Genomic DNA, 16,367 nt, shown 5'->3' on the forward strand with positions numbered 1-16,367 from the left:
TCCCCGGCGTCGCGAGCTCGGCCGCGAGGGCCGAGATCCCCCAGTCCGGGGCGTCGCCGAGGCGGCCGAGCGCCTCCGCCACGCGCACCAGCCCGAGCAGGCACTGGTCCGGGTCGGCGGTGTCGCCCATGACGGCGGCGAGGTCGTCGAGCTGGCCGCCGGCGACAGCGGCGCGCACGGGCAGYAGCGCCCGGTCGTCGACGAGCCCGACGGCCCGGTCGGGATCGGCGAATCCGAGCCGGGCCAGGGCCCCTTCGGTGGTGCTGGTGCGTGATGACATGGGCGTCGAATCGCTAGGTGCCGGTGGGTGGCTCGGCTGACTGGCCGACCGTCAGAGACGGGGCAGGTAACGGTCGAGCTCGAAGCGGGTGACCTCGTGGCGGTAGTCGAGCCACTCCTGCCGCTTGTTGCGCAGGAAGAAGTCGAAGACGTGCTCGCCGAGGATGTCGGCGACGAGCTCGCTCTCCTCCATCACCTCGAGGGCCCGTCCCAGCGACGACGGCAGGGGTTTGATGCCCATCGCGCGGCGCTCCCCGTCCGTGAGGCTCCACACGTCGTCCTCGGTCTCGGGCGGCAGCTCGTAGCCCTCCTCGATGCCCTTGAGGCCTGCGCCCAGCAGGACCGCAAAGGCGAGGTAGGGGTTGCAGGCGGCGTCGAGGGAACGGACCTCGACGCGGGTCGACTGACCCTTGTTGGGCTTGTGCATCGGCACCCGCACGAGCGCGGAACGGTTGTTGTGGCCCCAGGTGAGGTGGGCCGGCGCCTCTCCCCCGCCCCACAGTCGCTTGTAGGAGTTGACCCACTGGTTGGTGACGGCCGCGATCTCGGCCCCGTGGCGCAGCAGGCCGGCGATGAACTGACGACCGACCTTGCTCAGCTGGTAGGGCGCCCCGGCCTCGAAGAACGCGTTGGAGTCGCCCTCGAAGAGGGACAGGTGCGTGTGCATGCCCGACCCCGGGTGCTCGGAGAACGGCTTGGGCATGAAGGTCGCGTAGATGCCCTGGGTCAGGGCGACCTCCTTGACGACCGTCCGGAAGGTCTGGATGTTGTCGGCCGTGCTCAGGGCATCGGCATAGCGCAGGTCGATCTCGTTCTGGCCCGGGGCACCCTCGTGGTGGCTGAACTCGACCGAGATGCCCATGTTCTCGAGCATCGTGATCGCGGCGCGGCGGAAGTCGTGCCCGGTCCCGTGCGGCACGTGGTCGAAGTAGCCGGCGTCGTCGACCGGGGTCGGGCGTCCGTGCGCGTCGCGTCCCTGCTCGAGCAGGAAGAACTCGATCTCGGGGTGGGTGTAGAAGGTGAAGCCGAGGTCGGCCGCCTTGCCGAGCGCCCGCTGGAGCACGTGCCGCGGGTCGGCGAAGCTCGGCGTGCCGTCGGGGAGCTGCAGGTCGCAGAACATCCGCGCCGTACCGGGCGGGTCGCCGCGCCACGGCAGGATCTGGAAGGTCGACGGGTCGGGCTTGGCCAGCATGTCGGCCTCGTAGACGCGGGCGAACCCCTCGATCGCCGAACCGTCGAACCCGATCCCCTCGGCGAACGCTCCTTCGAGCTCCGCCGGAGCCACGGCAACGGACTTGAGCGTGCCGAGGACGTCCGTGAACCACAGACGGACGAAGCGGATGTCGCGCTCTTCGATCGTGCGCAGCACGAACTCTTCCTGACGGTTCATGTGTCGATCCTGCCGCATGGCTGTTTCACGGATGTTGCGACACACGATCTTCGGGGCGAAGGGCCCGGTCGTATGCCGTGTGGCGGGCACGGGAAGGGCCCCCGGGACGTGTCCCGGGGGCCCCTCCATGGTCATGACCCGCTGGTCATGCCCAGTGTGACGACGTCACTTGAACTGGACGTTCACCTCGAGCTCGTTGCCGCCCTGGCGGGTCTTGGCAACGGTCATCGTCGTGCCGGAACCGGCCACCTTGGTGGACCCCCACGGGTTGTCGGCGGTCCAGTAGCGGTTCGGGTCACGGTCGTCGAAGGTCGGGATCGCCGGCTGCGACGGGACCTTGGTGGCGACACCGTTGCGGTGGAAGGTCACCGCGTCGGTCTTCTCCTGTCCGAACGTGGCGTCGAACGGCTGGCGACGGTTGCCGAGCATCGTGCGCGTGCCGTTGGCGTTGTTCAGCATGATCGGCGCCGGTCGCGCATCGACCGGGAGGACCTCGCCGCCACCCGGGTGAGCCGAGGTGTTGTTGTCGCCGTACTCACCGTTGGCGAACCAGACGAGCATGCCGTTCTGGTAGGGGAAGCGCTCCACCCAGTCCGGCTTGCTGTTGCTCCAGCCGAAGTTGTACGGGCCGGTCTTGAGCGTCTGGTCGTAGCCGCTGTAGGTGCGGTTCTCGGCGAAGTAGAAGTCCTGCACCTGCTTGGACGTGGTGCCGTTGGTGACGGCGAAGCCGCCCTTGGCGACCCACGCACCGGCGCCGGACTCGACGTCATCGACCGGTCCGGCCACACCGTCGGTGCTGACGGCGATGTCGTCGACGAACGCCTCGCTCGAGACGCCGCCGTCGGTCGCGACGCGGAAGCGGAACTGGACGGTCTGGCCCTTGTAGGCCGAGAGGTCCCACGACTTCTGGGTCCAGCCGAAGACACCGTTGACCGGCGAGCCGACCTGGGTCCACGTGGCGCCGTTGTCGGTCGACACCTCGCCGTACATGTAGTCGTAGTCCTGCTCGAGGTTGCCCTGGACGAAGGCGCTGATCGACGCCGACGTCTTGGCGCCGGTCAGGTCGACCGGTCGGGACAGGGTCGAGCTGAGGTTGTCGCCGTAACCGCTCCACCACTCTGCCTTGCCGGAGTGCGGGGTGTTGCGCTTCGTGGTGACGGTGCGCGCGGGGAGCGGGACGACGAGCGCCTGGACCGAGTCGCTCTTCGTGGAGAGGTCGGCCTGGCTCAGCTTGACCGTGGTGTCCGTGCCGAACGGGACGACCTTGTGGTCGAGCCATCCGAGCTGGAGCTTCTCCCACGGGCCCATGTAGCCCGGCGTGGTGCCGATGGAGTCGGTGCCGTGGTTCAGCCACGAGCCGCCGCTCATCAGCGTCCAGAAGGCGGTGCTGTTGTCGCCACCCGCGGTGTCGTAGAGGTCGGGCAGGCCGAGGTCGTGGCCGAACTCGTGGGCGAAGACACCGAGGCCGCCGTTCTCGGGCTCGGTCGTGTAGTCGCCGATCCAGATGCCGGTGTCACCGATCTGGATGCCGCCGAGCTTGTTGCCGTCCGGGCCGACCTTGCCGGCACCGGTGGAGTTGACGTACCAGCGGTGCGACCAGATCGCGTCGGTGCCCTGTGCGCCGCCACCGGCCTCCTCGCCCTCACCGGCGTGGATCGCCTGGAAGTGGTCGATGTAGCCGTCGGGGCGGTTGTAGACGCCGTCGCCCTGGGAGTCGTAGCGGTCGACCTTGTCGAACTGCTGGAGGTAGGCGCGGATCTGCTCCGTCGTCTTGCCCTGAGCCTTCTGGTCGGCGTACCAGGCCTGCGCAGTGTCGTTGATGTAGGCCCAGTAGCCGTTGGACTGCGGGACGGAGTTGGAGCCGTAACGCGCCTCGTTGTAGGGGACCTTCACCCAGTCGGAGACGTCGCCCTTGGCGAGGAAGCGGCCATTGGACAGCTTGAGGTAGAAGTCCTTGAACGACTCGCCGCTGCCGAACATCATGTCCATGTAGTGCTGGCGGTTGAAGTCCCCCAGCCAGTACGTCGAGTTGTCGTCGGTGCTGTTGCCGTCCCACTTGCGGTCGGGCGCCGCGATCTGGTTGTGCACCGGACCCGGGGCTGTCGCCTGGCCGGCCATCGTCTTGTCACCGAAGTCGGTGAGGATCGTGAAGATGTCCTCCTCACGGTCGACCGGGTAGTTGACGTACTTGGACTTGGCCGGCTTTCCGTCCTTGCCCTTTCCCTTGACCTCGATGACGCGGTTGCCATTGATGGTCTTGGTCGTCGCCTCACCCTTGAGGAGCTTGGCGACCGCATCCTTGCGCTCGGCCGTCTGCGCCTCGGCGAGCGGGTTGGGCAGGTTGTCCGGCTGGGAGGCCTGGGCTGCAGCGGGGTCGCCGCTCACCGGGGCCTTGGCAACGGGCGTTGCCTGAGCCTGCATAGGAGCGGCGAGGCCGGTGACGACGAGCGCCCCCACGGCCAACCCTGATGCAGCCCTCCATTGACGCTTGTTCAAGATGAGTCCTCCTGGGTCCTGAGCGCCGTAATCGGCACCTCGCGTATCACAGCACACATCACAGACAATGTGGCGCCCAGTCACAGAACATTCGAAAAAACTTGTGCCACAGGGCGGCCGAATGCCGGAAACGTAAAATCTTCGTAAAGGACCTCTTCAAAAGTCTTGGCTTTAGGGTCCTGACCAGATAAGCCTCAGCCACCACGACAGGGGACGTCCGCGCACACGAATACGCCACCGGGTGCCCGGATATGCTCCCGAGATGAGCACAGACGCCCCCGAGGAGCAAAGTCCCTATGGTTCCGGCAGCCGGGGCAAGGACGCCCAGGCGGCGACCGCCGCGAACGCTCCGTCACCCCGCAAGGTGCGCATCCCCCACCTGCACGCCATGAAGGCCGAGGGGCGCAAGTGGGCGATGCTCACGGCATACGACATGTATGCCGCCCAGATCTTCGACGAGGCCGGCATCCCCGTCCTGCTCGTCGGTGACTCGGCCGGCAACAACGTCTACGGCTACGAGACGACGGTGCCCGTCACGCTCGACGAGATGATCCCGCTCGTCCGCGCGGTCTCGTCGTCCGCCCGACGAGCCCTCGTCGTGGCCGACATGCCGTTCGGCTCCTACGGCGGCTCGGTGGAGCAGGGCTTCGCGAGCGCCGTGCGCCTCATGAAGGAGGGGCTCGCCCACGGGGTCAAGCTCGAGGGCGGCACGGCCATGGTCCCGCTCGTCGCGGCGCTGACCGGCGCGGGCATCCCCGTCATGGCCCACCTCGGGTTCACTCCGCAGAGCGAGCACCAGCTCGGCGGCTACCGCGTGCAGGGCCGGGGCGACGCCGCCGACGCCCTCGTCGACGAGGCGCGGGCCCTGCAGGACGCCGGGGCGTTCGCCGTGGTGCTCGAGATGGTCCCGGCGCCGGTCGCCGCCCGCGTCACGGAGACGCTGAGCATCCCGACGATCGGCATCGGCGCCGGCAACGGCACCGACGCCCAGGTGCTCGTGTGGAGCGACTTCGCCGGCCTGCGCAGCGGCAGGGCGCCGCGGTTCGTCAAGAAGTACGCCGATCTGCGCGGCACATTGCTCGATGCCGCGCGGGCGTATGCGGCCGACGTCGAGTCCGGCGCCTTCCCGGACACCGAGCACTCGTTCGAGTCCTGACGCGCCGGCGCCCACCCGGTCGGGACCGGATGGGCGCGGTGCGCAGATGGTGCTGACGCGCTCGCTCAGGCGTCGCCGTCACCCGACGCCGAGCGCCCGCGCTCGTTCCAGTCACGATCCTCGGAGTCCCACTGCTCGGTCTTCTTGTGGGCGGTGTCGAGCGCTGCCCGCGCCTCCGCCTCGGTGGCGTACGGGCCGAGCACCTGCTCGCCCCGGCTGCGGTTGTCATCGGTCTCGACCTGACCCGTGTCGACGTTGTACCAGAAGCTCACGTGCGCACTCCTTCTCTCCTCGGACTCCTGCGGACTTCTCACCCGTCGCGGGCAGGTCCGCGTCATGAACGCGACGCGTGGACGGCACCCGTTGACGACCTAGACTCCACCGTATGCCGTTGCTCCAGCCGCAGGTGTCGCCCCACGCCCTCAGTCCCCGCCGACCCGTCCCTGCCGCCATCGAGCGCCCGCACTACGTCGACGTGCCCCAGCCGCGCGAGGACGGCGACGTGCACCTCAAGGACGCGGAGACCATCGAGAAGATGCGGATCGCGTCACGCATCGCGGCGACGGCCATGGTCGAGGCCGCCAGGGCCATCGCTCCCGGTGTCACCACCGACGAGCTCGACGCCGTCGCCCACGAGTACATGCTCGACCACGGCGCCTACCCGTCACCCCTCGGCTACAAGGGCTTCCCCAAGTCCGTTTGCACGAGCGTCAACGAGGTCATCTGCCACGGCATCCCCGACGCCCGTCCTCTCGAGGACGGCGACATCGTCAACATCGACGTGACGGCATACATCCACGGCGTCCACGGCGACACGGACGCCACCTACCTCGTCGGCGACGTCGACGAGGAGTCGCGCCTGCTTGTCGAGCGCACGCACGAGGCCATGATGCGCGGCATCCGCGCGGCCCGTCCGGGGCGCGAGATCAACGTCATCGGCCGCGTCATCGAGAGCTACGCCAAGCGCTTCGGCTACGGCGTCGTGCGCGACTTCACCGGGCACGGCATCGGGCTCGAGTTCCACTCCGGCCTCATCGTCCCTCACTACGACGCGGCGCCCCACTCCGACACCGTCATCGAGCCCGGGATGACGTTCACCGTCGAGCCGATGCTCAACCTCGGCACCCACGAGTGGGAGATGTGGGACGACCGCTGGACCGTCGTCACCCGCGACCGCAAGCGCTCGGCCCAGTTCGAGCACACGATCGTCATCACCGACGACGGCAACGAGATCCTCACTCTCCCCGAGGACGACGCAGCCTGAGCCGACCGCCCGGGCGCGCGACGGTCGCTCCCCCACGTAGCACCACCCCACGCCCCACCAGCAGCACCTGACCCTCGACCACGTCCTCGACAAGGAAGCATGGACCATGGCCAAGCACGGCAAGCCCCTCGGCATCGACATCGGCGGCAGCGGCATCAAGGGCGCGCCCGTCGACCTCAAGGCGGGTGACCTCGCCGGCAAACGGTTCAAGATCCTGACGCCCAAGCCGGCCACCCCCGACGCCGTGGCTGCGGTCGTCGACCAGATCGTCGACCACTTCGCCGACGTGACGGGCGACTCCCCCATCGGCGTCACCATCCCGGCCGTCGTGATCCGCGGCACCGTCCTCTCGGCCGCCAACATCGACCCCTCGTGGATCGACACCGACGCCGAGGCCCTCATCAAGGAGCACACCGGTCGCGCGGTGACCGTGCTCAACGACGCCGACGCGGCCGGCCTCGCCGAGATGTACTACGGCGCCGCCAAGGGCGTGCAGGGCCTGGTCATCCTGACCACCCTGGGGACCGGCATCGGCAGCGCCATCATCCAGGACGGTCGCCTCGTGCCGAACTCGGAGCTGGGTCACCTCGAGATCGACGGCTACGACGCGGAGGACCGGGCGGCGTCGTCGGCCAAGGATGCCGAGGGGTTGTCGTGGGACGAGTACGCCGAGCGCCTGCAGACCTACTACGACACCATCGAGAAGCTCTTCTCGCCCGACCTCATCATCGTCGGCGGCGGGATCTCCAAGGACAGCGACGACTTCCTGCCGCAGCTGAAGCTGCGCTGCCCGATCGTCCCGGCCCAGCTGCGCAACCAGGCGGGCATCATCGGCGCCGCCCACCTGGCCGTCGACCTGGCCTGACCTCCCTGCGCAGACAGGCCCGGCACGTACCCGGGCCTGTCCGCGGACCTGCGGTCATCGCCGCTGCGTGCGCCACACGAGTCGGTGGACCCCCAGGTGTCGCGGCAACGTGCGCAGACCCGGTATCCAGGGGATGCAGATGAAGCCGATGCTGAGCAGGACCATCAGCGCCCAGACGCCGATGTCCGCGTTGTCCGAGGTGGAGAACGGGGGGACCTGGTACCACAGGGAATACAGCCACAGCCACGGTTGGCCCGGATAGTTGCCCGTCTCGTTCATGATGCCCCACTGGTCGCCACCGAGGTTCTGGGCGCGCGCCGCGTCCTCGAGGTGTGTCCCGTCGGCCAGCAGGAGCAGTGCCTTGGTGCTGTCGACACCGAAGAAGCTCGTCCGGGACGTGAGCAGACCCTCGAGAGCCCCACTGTCGGCCAGACGCAGCTCGGCAGCCGCGATGACCGGGACGGGACCGTAGTCGCCTGCCGCGACCTTCGCAGGGTCACCGTCAGGCGCCTTCGCGAGTGCGTCCGAGTATGCCGTCGCCCAGGCCTGCTGCTGGTCCGCGGACGCGCTGTCCCAGACACGCAGGGCCGTTGCGGCCGCGGTGTCGCCGACGAGGCTCCGCACCGGGTCGAGGACGAAGTCCTTGGCGGAGTCGGCCGGCTGGGTCACTCCCGGCAGCTTCTGGAGGTTGACCGGACCGAGGCTCTGACCCTCACCTGCAGTGTTGTAGGGCGGGCCGTAGCCAGCGCTCGTCGTGGTGCCCGCCAGCTCACCGGCCGCGGTGGCAACGACATCGGCCGGCGCCTGACGCGCCCACTGCTGCAGAGAGATCGCGGGACCGTCCGGGGACGAGAAGACGAGGGCTGCGACGACGGAGAGCAGGGTGACCACACCCAGTGCGACGACGAACTCCTTGACGAGGTCGTAGCGCCGCGTGGGGAACGCGTGCGAGTCGGGCGTGGGTCCCCACCCACCGGTGCCGCGGCTCATGCCCCCGGCCCCTGGCTCGAGCCGACGGTCCTCACCGAGTCCGGCTCCCTGCGCGTCACCTCGGGTCCCGGCGCCCCGAACGTGGACCCCGGTTCGGGAGCAGGGCGCGAGGTCGTCGGGTCCGCTGCACCGATCGGCGGTGCCACGCCGCGGCGTCGCACGAGCACGACGTGCACGACGACGATCCCGCCGACGACGAGTGGGAGCAGCGAGACGTGCCACAGCACCATCTGCCCGAGGTTCATGACGTTGAAGTAGGCACCGATTCCGGCGGCGTTGAGTCCGTCCTTGGCCTGGGTCGAGATCCACTGCGAGTCGAAGTTGGTCTGGATCAGGTAGCCCGTGAACGCCGTCCCCAGCGAGCCGAAGAAGGCGAGCGCGCCTGTCGCCCAGGTGAGTCCGCGGTCGCCGCGCCAGGACGCCATGAAGAACTTGCCCCACAGGTGAATGACCATGGTGGCGAAGAACAGCTCGACGCTCCACAGGTGCACGGAGTTGACGAAGTGCCCCACCGTGCTCGAGTGCCACCACGTCACGCCGCCCAGTGTCAGCACGAGGCCCGAGACGATGATGACCACGAGGCTGGCAAGGCACGCGACGCCGAAGACGTAGATCCAGGAGGCGACATAGACCGGCTGCCGATCGGGCAGCCACTGCCCCTTGGGCACGAGACCCTCGACCCATCGGGTCAGGGCTGCGGTCCAGGTGTCCCTTCCGCGGCTAGCGCCGGGCTGAGGCACCAGGGAGGGGTCCGGCGTCGAGGATCGGCTCATCGGTCCTCGTCCTCACGCGGTTCGGGGAACGGCAGCAGGAGCGCGAGCGCGAAGACGAGGATCATCGCAAGGATGACCACGAGATTGGCAACGGTGATCGTCACCCATCCCCACTGGACGACCGGCCCTGCGGGAACTGGTGTGGACAGGGCGAGCAACTGGGTGATCATCTCTGGCCTCCGGTAGCACGAAGCTGTGAGTTCTCCTGCCCGGCGCAGATCTACTACACACCGTAAGAGTAGGTCGTCGGTGGACCGTGCGCAGAGTAATCAGATCTTCGAGCGAATGCCTACGTGCGACGCAGCGTCGACAGCAGCTCGGGGGCCCGCCGGTCGTGGAGACGAGCGCCCGCGGCGACGCCGGTGATGGCGGCGCCGACGCCGAGAACGAGTCCCACGGGGCAGGCGCCCCAGTCGGCTGCGGCCGACCCCTGCCAGGCACACCACGCGAGCAGGATTGTCGGTGCGGCGAGCACGACGGTGCCAAGGCCGGCGATCGACTGCGCGGCGATGGTGATCCCCGCCGCGCCCGGAGGCGCGCTGAACGGGCTCTCGCCCGCCTGCGGGACAGGGTAGGGCAAACCGATGCTCATGACGCTCGACACGGCATACCCGGCTCCGAGCAGGGACACCGACAGGCCGAGCACCGCCGGCAGGAGGTCCCAGCGGTCGGCGACCCCGACTCCGACGAGCACGTACATCGGCACGAGGACGGCCGCAAGCACGGTGACGGGCACGAGCCGCCCCCGCCGATCGTCGCGTCCGGACGTGCCACAGACGATGTGCAGCCAGAGGGCATCGGACTCGTAGGCCACCGCGTTGTGCTCGCTCCAGCCCAGGAGGAAGGCGACGAGCGGGCCCATGAGCAGCGGCGCCCACCCGACACCGTTCGTGGAGAACGGGATGAGCAGCGCAAGCGGGACCAGCGGCGTCATGACGATGCTGACCTGGAAGCGCGGGTCGCGACGCCAGTAGGTCAGCACCCGCGCAGCCACGGCGCCGACAGGCGTCCCCGGCAGTCGGGCGAGCAGGCCCAGGTCGTCGCCCATCGACGCGCCCGAGTCGGATCGTGACACGGCCCGGGGGTTCTCGACCTCGCCCCGGAGCACCGTCGACCACAGCCGGAAGACCGCCACGAGCAGCCCCGCAGCCAGGGTCAGCCGCACGAGCCCGACACCGACGTCGCCGGCAGCCACGTCGCCCGGTGCGGCCCAGGCCCAGCCCAAGGGCGACCATGCGACGACACGCGCCACGGCAGGGATGAGGTCGCGCAGGCCGGCGCCGAGGTTCGCGACGACGGAGACGGCCGGTCCGACGACGACGAGCAGCAGCAGGCCGAGCACGGCGATGGCGTCACGGCCACGACGGCTCGAGATGGCACGCGTCATGATCGCGGACACCCACCGGCTCGTCACGATGGCGGTCAGGAGCCCGATGCCTGTTGCGACGACGGCCACCGCGGTCGATGCCAGGGTGTGCGACCACGCGACCACGACCCCGGCGGAGAGCACCGACGAGGCGATCGCAGGCAGGCCGACGAGTGCGGCCGCCACCAGGCCGACCGCCAGCTCCCGGTGGGGGACGGCGAACGTGGCGAACCGACCAGGGTCGAGCGTCGGGTCCGACCCGAACGAGAAGAGCGGCACGACCGCCCAGAGCACGATGCCCGCTGCCCCGGCGAGCGGGATCACGACGCGTGCGGCATCGAGGGACCCGCGAAACGACGCGAGGATGACGGCCAGCCCGGACACGAGCACCGCGAAGTAGACGATGCCGATGACGGCGCCGATGGCCTGGGCCCGGCTGCGCCTGAACATGTTGCGCAGCAGGGTCAGCTTCAGTCGGACGAGGTGCGCAACCACGACAGCCCCACCACCTCGGTGCTCCCCCCGACGAGGTCGACGAACCGCTCCTCGAGCGACCGACCGTCGCGGACGACGTCGAGCTCGCCGGCGGCGAGGACGAGCCCGTCGGAGATGACGGCGACGTGGGTGCAGATGCGCTCGACGAGGTCCATGACGTGGCTCGAGAGGACGACGATGCCGCCGGACTCGACGAAACCGGTGAGGATGCGGCGGATCGTCGCCGCCGAGATCGGGTCGACGGCCTCGAACGGCTCGTCGAGCACCAGCACTCGCGGAGCGTGGACGAGCGCCGAGGCCAGTGTCACCTTCTTGGTCATGCCCGCCGAGTAGTCGACGACCAGCTTGCCCCCGGCCTCGGTGAGGCCGAGCGCAGCCACGAGCTCGCCGGCGCGCTCCGACGCGAGCTCGCGGGACATGCCACGGAGCAGGCCGGCATACGTGATGAGCTGCAGACCGGTGAGCCGGTCGAAGAGCCTGAGCCCGTCGGGGAGCACGCCGAGCAGGCGCTTGGCCGCGAGGGGGTCCGACCACACGTCACGGCCTAGGACGAACGCCTGTCCAGCATCGGGACGCAGCAGGCCCGTGACCATCGAGAGCGTCGTCGTCTTGCCGGCACCGTTGGGCCCGACGAGGCCGAAGAACGACCCACGCGGCACGTCGAGGTCGAGGCCCTTGACGGCGACGAGATCACCGAACCGCTTGCCGAGCCCGCGCATGGCGATGGCGGGTCCTTCAGCCGGACCTCCCTGCGGGGCAGGGAGATCCAGGATTTCGCTCACGGCACTCCCCCGGGACCTGGTCTCAGAACGTCGCGGACTCGGCGTCCCGCAGCGGGACGTACGTGAGGCCCTCGACGCCGGAGAACTGCTCGATGTGGCCGGAGTACATCCGGTGCCCGACGTCGCTGAGCAGGGCGTCGTGGATCGGGATGAACACCTTCGGGGCGATGCGTCCGACGAAGGCGATGGAGTCGCGGCTCGCGGCCCAGGGCGCGCTGAGCGGGTGGGCGAGGACGTCGACCTGCCCGGGCTCGCCGTCGTAGGCGTCACCCGGGTGGAAGAGCGACGGCTCGCCGTCGGTCCGAAGGACGACGCCGACGTTCGGGATGAGCGGCATGGCCGCGTGGTTGAAGGCGTGCAGCTCGCCGACCGGGGTCACCGTGACGTCTCCGATGGTGAAGTCCTCACCCTGGCGTGACGGGATCGCGGCCAGACCCTCCTCGCGCAGCTTGTCGGCCGTCAGTGGGTCGGTGTGGACCGTCACGGACGGGTTGGAGCGGATCAGCGCGCCGACCCGGTCCGGATCGAAGTGGTCTGCGTGGTTGTGGGTCACGAGGACCACGTCGAGTCCGGTGAGGTCCTCGAAGCCGGCCGAGAAGCTGCCCGGGTCGATGAGGATGCGGCGGTCGGCGGTCTCGACGAGGAGGCAGGCATGTCCGAGGTGAGTCACGCGCATGCGAACACCTAACCACGTATGCCGTCCGCGTCGTCGCCGACATCGTCCGGGCCGCGGCGCCCACCTCAGGCGGGTGGTCGCGACCCGTGCTCCCGGCCGCCGTTCACGGGCGAGCAGCGCGCGAGCCGGAGTCGTCGCTGACGGCAGCGGCCCACACCCAGGCCCCTTCTCGACATCTGGTGCTGCGCGGCGGGCCAGGTCCAGCACTGGGAGTGCGTCGCCGGCGGGCTCGCGGACGGGCCGGGACGCTGGGTCGGTTCGCGCACGGAGGCTCCTTTCGCCGGCAGACGGTCGCGTGGTGAGCCCCTGACCCCTCACCAGTCGCAGGGATACCGCGCTGGGCACGCCTCGCGGGCGCGGTGTGGGAACGACGAGGCCGCTCGGTAGGTTACGCGGTGGCCTTCACCGACCGGCGCGCCCCTGGCCGCGCAGGCGCACCCAGACGGGCGAAGCGGTCGGGGGCAGGCGCAGAGCACCTGTCTCCGTGGGGACGACGGCCGACTCCCGGGCGGCCTCGAGCTCGGCCAGGGCACGCAGGGAGTCGCTGATGAGCGAGCCGTAGACGGGCCACTCGTCGGGGACCTCCAGCGGCGTCGTGCGCACCTCCTCCCGCAGCCTCGTCAGGACGTCGAACGCGTCCGCGACCCCCGCGTCGAAGGCGGCCGTCGCCCTCTCGTCGTGACGTCCGAACTGCGACACCGCCACGGCCAGCCCGGCGAGGGCATCGGCATACTCCGCCAGGAAGGAGTCGGTCGGGGTCGGTTGGTGACGCCGCTCGTCCGCGGCGTCGACGAGCGTCCGGGCGATGCCGGTGACCTGCCACAACGTGCGCCGCAGGGACGTGACCGTGTGCTCGTACCCCTCCCAGTCCACGTCGGCGGGGCGGATGTTGTCGCGGATGTTGAAGCGCATGCTCTCGCGGCCGGTGCGGATGTCCTCCAGCACGTAGGGGGCCTTGTCGGCGATCTCGGTGCCGCGGCTGTACCACCGACCGGCGGTCTCGGCGTCCAAGCCGTCCCTCAGTCCCCGCGCCATCTCATCGAGGAGCTCACGCACCTGCCGAGCCAGCGCCGACACCCGCTGGCGCGGCTTCGTCAGGTGCAGAGGGGCGAACACGATCGCGTTCGTGGCCACCCCGATGACGCCGCCTGCGACGGTCTCGACGATCGTCAGGGAGGTGAACTGCGCGTTCGTCCCCTGGGCCGTGATGAGTGACAGCAGCACCATGGCAGGCACCTGGATGCCGTGGTCTCCGAGCCGCGACCACCGGCCGATGACGAGGGCGACGAGGATGACGGGAAACATCGTCCACCACCAGACGCCGAAGACGGACGCGACGACCCAGGCGACGCCGAGGCCCAGCACGACGGCGGCGATGCGTTGGGCGCTGGCCGCCAGCGAGCGCACCATCGTCCGGTCGACGACGAGCAGGGCCGCCATCGGCGCGTAGAACGGCACCGGGCTGTCGAGCACCCGCACGGCGAACTGCCAGGCGAGCACCGTCGCGATCGCGGCCTTGACGAGCAGGAGGAGCGCGTCACGTTCGGGACCGGCCTGCCGCAAGGCCCGGCGCAGCGCCTGCACGCGCAGCCTCGTGTCGTCTCGCCATTGGCTCATGATTCCTCGCCCATGCTGGACGTCCCTTCACCGAGCAGGGCCCGGCGCGTCGTTTCCCACGGCCAACACCCTGCAGGCGGGGGCGTCAGTCCGACCGGCGCTCGGACGCCTCGGCGACGGCACGCTTGTCGACGTCGTCCATGGCGTGCGTGTCACGGGGCTCGGCGAAGGGCTCGAGGTCCTCGGGCACACCCTCCGCAATCGCCCTGCTGCGGTCGAGCTCGGCATTGACCTCGGCGCCGAGCAGGATCGCGAGGTTCGTCAGCCAGAGCCAGACGAGGAACACGACGACGCCGGCCAGTGAGCCGTAGGTCTTGTTGTACGACGAGAAGTAGGCCACGTAGAGCGCGAAGAGGCCCGAGACGATCAGCCAGATCAAGACGGCGATGACACCGCCGGGGCTCACCCACTTGACTCCGCCCTGCTTCGCGTTGGGGCTGGCCCAGAAGAGGACGGCGAAGAGGACCGAGACGAGCACGAGGAGGACGGGCCACTTGAGCACTCCCCACACGAGGACGGCCGTGTCGCCCGCGCCGACCAGCCCGCCGACCTGCTCCGCGACCGGACCGCTGACCACGACGATGACGGCGCTGATGATCATGACGACGACGGCCAGCAGGGTCACTCCGACCCGGATCGGCACGGTCTTCCAGATCGGCCGCCCCTCCGGGATGTCGTAGATGACGTTCGAGGCCCGCATGAACGCCGAGACGTAGCCCGAGGCCGACCACAGCGCGATGAGCAGTCCGAACACCGCGCCCAGACCCGCGCCGGACTTGTTCGCCTGGGCCTGCCCAATCAGCGTCCGCACGAACTCCGCGCTGGACCCGGGCGCGATCGCCTGGACCTGGTTGACGACCTGGGCGGTCGCATCGCGTCCCAGCAGGCCGAGAGCGGCGACGAGCACGACGAGCGCCGGGGCGATGGAGAGCACCCCGTAGTAGGTCAGCGACGCCGCGAGGTCCGTGAGGTTGTCGCGCTTGAACTCGCCACGCGCGCGCTTGAGCACGGCGACGAGCGAGGAGCGTGGGAGGTCTGCCGGGCTCTCGGGCTCCGAGGACTGGGTGGCGCGGCTTCGGTCGTCACCGCTCTCCTGGGTGGCGCGAGCGCGGGTGTGGGAGGGGTTGTCTGCTGGTGCCATGATCCTCGCGTACCCAGTGCACGGGTCCGCCGCACCGGATCGGGCCGGTTCGATCGCATTCCGGTCGCAATGGCAGCATGGGGCGCCGGTCTGGGTACGACCCACCCGGACCTCGGCCCTCGCGAACGGGGTCGACAAGTCACGCACCGGAGGGAGACGACGATGGCCGAAGCACGGCACACCGTCATCGCCGGGCGCTACCGGCTGATGAACCGGATCGGCTCCGGGGGCATGGGGCACGTGTGGCTCGCCTGGGACGAGCGACTCAACCGCGCCGTGGCCGTCAAGCAGCTGCTCTCCCCGGTCGGCCTGCCCGAGGCCGAGGCTCGCGTCGCCCACGATCGCGCCATGCGTGAAGCCCGCATCACGGCCCGCCTGCACCATCCGAACGCCGTCCCGGTCTTCGACGTCGTGGACCACGAGGGTCAACCCTGCCTCGTCATGCAGTACCTCCCGTCACGCAGCCTGCAGGCCGTCCTGACGGAGCGCGGTCCGCTGCCGGCCCGCGAGGTCGCCCGGATCGGCAGCGAGCTGGCAGCGGCCCTCGCGGCTGCACACCGCGCCGACATCGTGCACCGCGACGTCAAGCCGGGCAACGTCCTCGTCGCCGACGACGGCACGGCCCGCATCACCGACTTCGGCATCTCACACGCCCTCGGGGACGCGTCGCTCACCTCGACCGGCATGGTCACCGGCACACCTGCCTACATCGCGCCGGAAGTCGCCCGTGGCACGTCGTCGACTGCCGCTTCGGACGTCTTCTCGCTCGGTGCGACGCTGTACGCCGCCGTCGAGGGTGCTCCTCCGTTCGGCACCGGTGAGAACGCCATGGCCCTGCTGCACCGGGTCGCCTCCGGCTCGATCAACCCCCCGTCGGACGGGCCGCTGACCCAGGTCCTGCTCGCGATGCTGGCCGCCGCCCCCGCGGACCGTCCCGCGATGCAGGAGGTCTCCGACGTGCTGGCAGACGTCGCAGCCGGACGCGCAGCGCGCGGAGCCATGGCTGCCCCCGACGGCGGCCGGGTCCGCACCCGCGTCCTTCCTGCCGCGGTAGCCGGTGCCGCCGCTACCGCCGCG

16 protein-coding genes are annotated in these 16,367 nt (G+C 69.8%); 4 read left to right on the forward strand and 12 right to left on the reverse strand.

Going from position 1 to position 16,367, the window contains the following annotated elements; translation table 11 throughout:
* From AC1DP0_RS06215 to AC1DP0_RS06225, 3 genes are all read right to left on the reverse strand, one after another.
* On the reverse strand, window positions 1–280 hold a 280-nt coding region (locus tag AC1DP0_RS06215), incomplete at its 3' end, for a hypothetical protein (protein ID WP_478082999.1).
* 51 nt (window positions 281–331) lie between these two features.
* Complete coding sequence (gene glnA / locus AC1DP0_RS06220; RefSeq protein ID WP_478083000.1) at window positions 332–1,669, reverse strand: type I glutamate--ammonia ligase; 1,338 nt, start codon at window positions 1,667–1,669, stop codon at window positions 332–334.
* Between the two features lie 165 nt (window positions 1,670–1,834).
* A complete protein-coding gene (locus tag AC1DP0_RS06225; RefSeq protein WP_478083001.1) occupies window positions 1,835–4,165 on the reverse strand; it encodes an immune inhibitor A domain-containing protein in 2,331 nt (776 codons plus the stop codon).
* A gap of 262 nt (window positions 4,166–4,427) precedes the next feature.
* Between AC1DP0_RS06225 and panB the strand changes: the two genes are divergently transcribed.
* Window positions 4,428–5,321, forward strand: a complete 894-nt coding sequence (panB, locus tag AC1DP0_RS06230) for a 3-methyl-2-oxobutanoate hydroxymethyltransferase (protein ID WP_478083002.1) — start codon at window positions 4,428–4,430, stop codon at window positions 5,319–5,321.
* A 65-nt stretch (window positions 5,322–5,386) separates the two neighbouring features.
* Here the strand turns inward: panB and AC1DP0_RS06235 are convergent, their stop codons facing one another.
* Window positions 5,387–5,593: a methionine aminopeptidase gene (locus tag AC1DP0_RS06235; RefSeq protein WP_442278343.1), complete on the reverse strand. Its 207-nt coding sequence runs from the start codon at window positions 5,591–5,593 to the stop codon at window positions 5,387–5,389.
* 113 nt (window positions 5,594–5,706) lie between these two features.
* On the opposite strand from AC1DP0_RS06235, the gene map reads away from it, so the two are divergent.
* The gene (gene map / locus AC1DP0_RS06240; RefSeq protein ID WP_478083003.1) at window positions 5,707–6,585 is read left to right on the forward strand and encodes a type I methionyl aminopeptidase; all 879 of its coding nucleotides are present in this window, start codon (window positions 5,707–5,709) and stop codon (window positions 6,583–6,585) included.
* Window positions 6,586–6,691: 106 nt separating this feature from the next.
* A complete protein-coding gene (gene ppgK / locus AC1DP0_RS06245) occupies window positions 6,692–7,450 on the forward strand; it encodes a polyphosphate--glucose phosphotransferase (protein WP_478083004.1) in 759 nt (252 codons plus the stop codon).
* 54 nt (window positions 7,451–7,504) lie between these two features.
* Here ppgK and AC1DP0_RS06250 read toward each other — a convergent pair whose 3' ends face one another.
* The 8 genes from AC1DP0_RS06250 to AC1DP0_RS06285 form a co-directional block, all read right to left on the reverse strand.
* Window positions 7,505–8,440, reverse strand: coding sequence for a serine/threonine-protein kinase (locus tag AC1DP0_RS06250; protein WP_478083005.1), 936 nt, complete (start codon window positions 8,438–8,440; stop codon window positions 7,505–7,507).
* Complete coding sequence (locus tag AC1DP0_RS06255) at window positions 8,437–9,213, reverse strand: cytochrome b N-terminal domain-containing protein (protein WP_478083006.1); 777 nt, start codon at window positions 9,211–9,213, stop codon at window positions 8,437–8,439. The genes AC1DP0_RS06250 and AC1DP0_RS06255 overlap by 4 nt, the downstream gene beginning before the upstream one ends.
* Window positions 9,210–9,383 (reverse strand): hypothetical protein, encoded by a 174-nt coding sequence (locus AC1DP0_RS06260; RefSeq protein ID WP_478083007.1) that lies wholly within the window; start codon window positions 9,381–9,383, stop codon window positions 9,210–9,212. The genes AC1DP0_RS06255 and AC1DP0_RS06260 overlap by 4 nt, the downstream gene beginning before the upstream one ends.
* 119 nt (window positions 9,384–9,502) lie before the next feature.
* A complete protein-coding gene (locus tag AC1DP0_RS06265) occupies window positions 9,503–11,074 on the reverse strand; it encodes a hypothetical protein (RefSeq protein ID WP_478083008.1) in 1,572 nt (523 codons plus the stop codon).
* Window positions 11,050–11,856, reverse strand: a complete 807-nt coding sequence (locus tag AC1DP0_RS06270; RefSeq protein WP_478083009.1) for an ABC transporter ATP-binding protein — start codon at window positions 11,854–11,856, stop codon at window positions 11,050–11,052. The genes AC1DP0_RS06265 and AC1DP0_RS06270 overlap by 25 nt, the downstream gene beginning before the upstream one ends.
* Window positions 11,857–11,878: 22 nt before the next feature.
* A complete protein-coding gene (locus AC1DP0_RS06275) occupies window positions 11,879–12,532 on the reverse strand; it encodes an MBL fold metallo-hydrolase (protein WP_478083010.1) in 654 nt (217 codons plus the stop codon).
* A gap of 402 nt (window positions 12,533–12,934) precedes the next feature.
* Window positions 12,935–14,149, reverse strand: a complete 1,215-nt coding sequence (locus AC1DP0_RS06280; protein ID WP_478083011.1) for an FUSC family protein — start codon at window positions 14,147–14,149, stop codon at window positions 12,935–12,937.
* An 85-nt stretch (window positions 14,150–14,234) separates the two neighbouring features.
* Window positions 14,235–15,290, reverse strand: coding sequence for a YihY/virulence factor BrkB family protein (locus AC1DP0_RS06285; RefSeq protein ID WP_478083012.1), 1,056 nt, complete (start codon window positions 15,288–15,290; stop codon window positions 14,235–14,237).
* Window positions 15,291–15,452: 162 nt separating this feature from the next.
* On the opposite strand from AC1DP0_RS06285, the gene AC1DP0_RS06290 reads away from it, so the two are divergent.
* On the forward strand, window positions 15,453–16,367 hold a 915-nt coding region (locus AC1DP0_RS06290), incomplete at its 3' end, for a serine/threonine-protein kinase (protein ID WP_478083013.1).

This window comes from Terrabacter sp. P5_B1, assembly GCF_056400505.1.

Coding starts and splice junctions, on each gene's coding strand:
- glnA (WP_478083000.1), bottom strand. CDS start 1,669: ATGAACCGTCAGGAAGAGTTCGTGCTGCGCACGATCGAAGAGCGCGAC.
- panB (WP_478083002.1), top strand. CDS start 4,428: ATGAGCACAGACGCCCCCGAGGAGCAAAGTCCCTATGGTTCCGGCAGC.
- map (WP_478083003.1), top strand. CDS start 5,707: ATGCCGTTGCTCCAGCCGCAGGTGTCGCCCCACGCCCTCAGTCCCCGC.
- ppgK (WP_478083004.1), top strand. CDS start 6,692: ATGGCCAAGCACGGCAAGCCCCTCGGCATCGACATCGGCGGCAGCGGC.
- AC1DP0_RS06250 (WP_478083005.1), bottom strand. CDS start 8,440: ATGAGCCGCGGCACCGGTGGGTGGGGACCCACGCCCGACTCGCACGCG.
- AC1DP0_RS06255 (WP_478083006.1), bottom strand. CDS start 9,213: ATGAGCCGATCCTCGACGCCGGACCCCTCCCTGGTGCCTCAGCCCGGC.
- AC1DP0_RS06260 (WP_478083007.1), bottom strand. CDS start 9,383: ATGATCACCCAGTTGCTCGCCCTGTCCACACCAGTTCCCGCAGGGCCG.
- AC1DP0_RS06275 (WP_478083010.1), bottom strand. CDS start 12,532: ATGCGCGTGACTCACCTCGGACATGCCTGCCTCCTCGTCGAGACCGCC.
- AC1DP0_RS06280 (WP_478083011.1), bottom strand. CDS start 14,149: ATGAGCCAATGGCGAGACGACACGAGGCTGCGCGTGCAGGCGCTGCGC.
- AC1DP0_RS06285 (WP_478083012.1), bottom strand. CDS start 15,290: ATGGCACCAGCAGACAACCCCTCCCACACCCGCGCTCGCGCCACCCAG.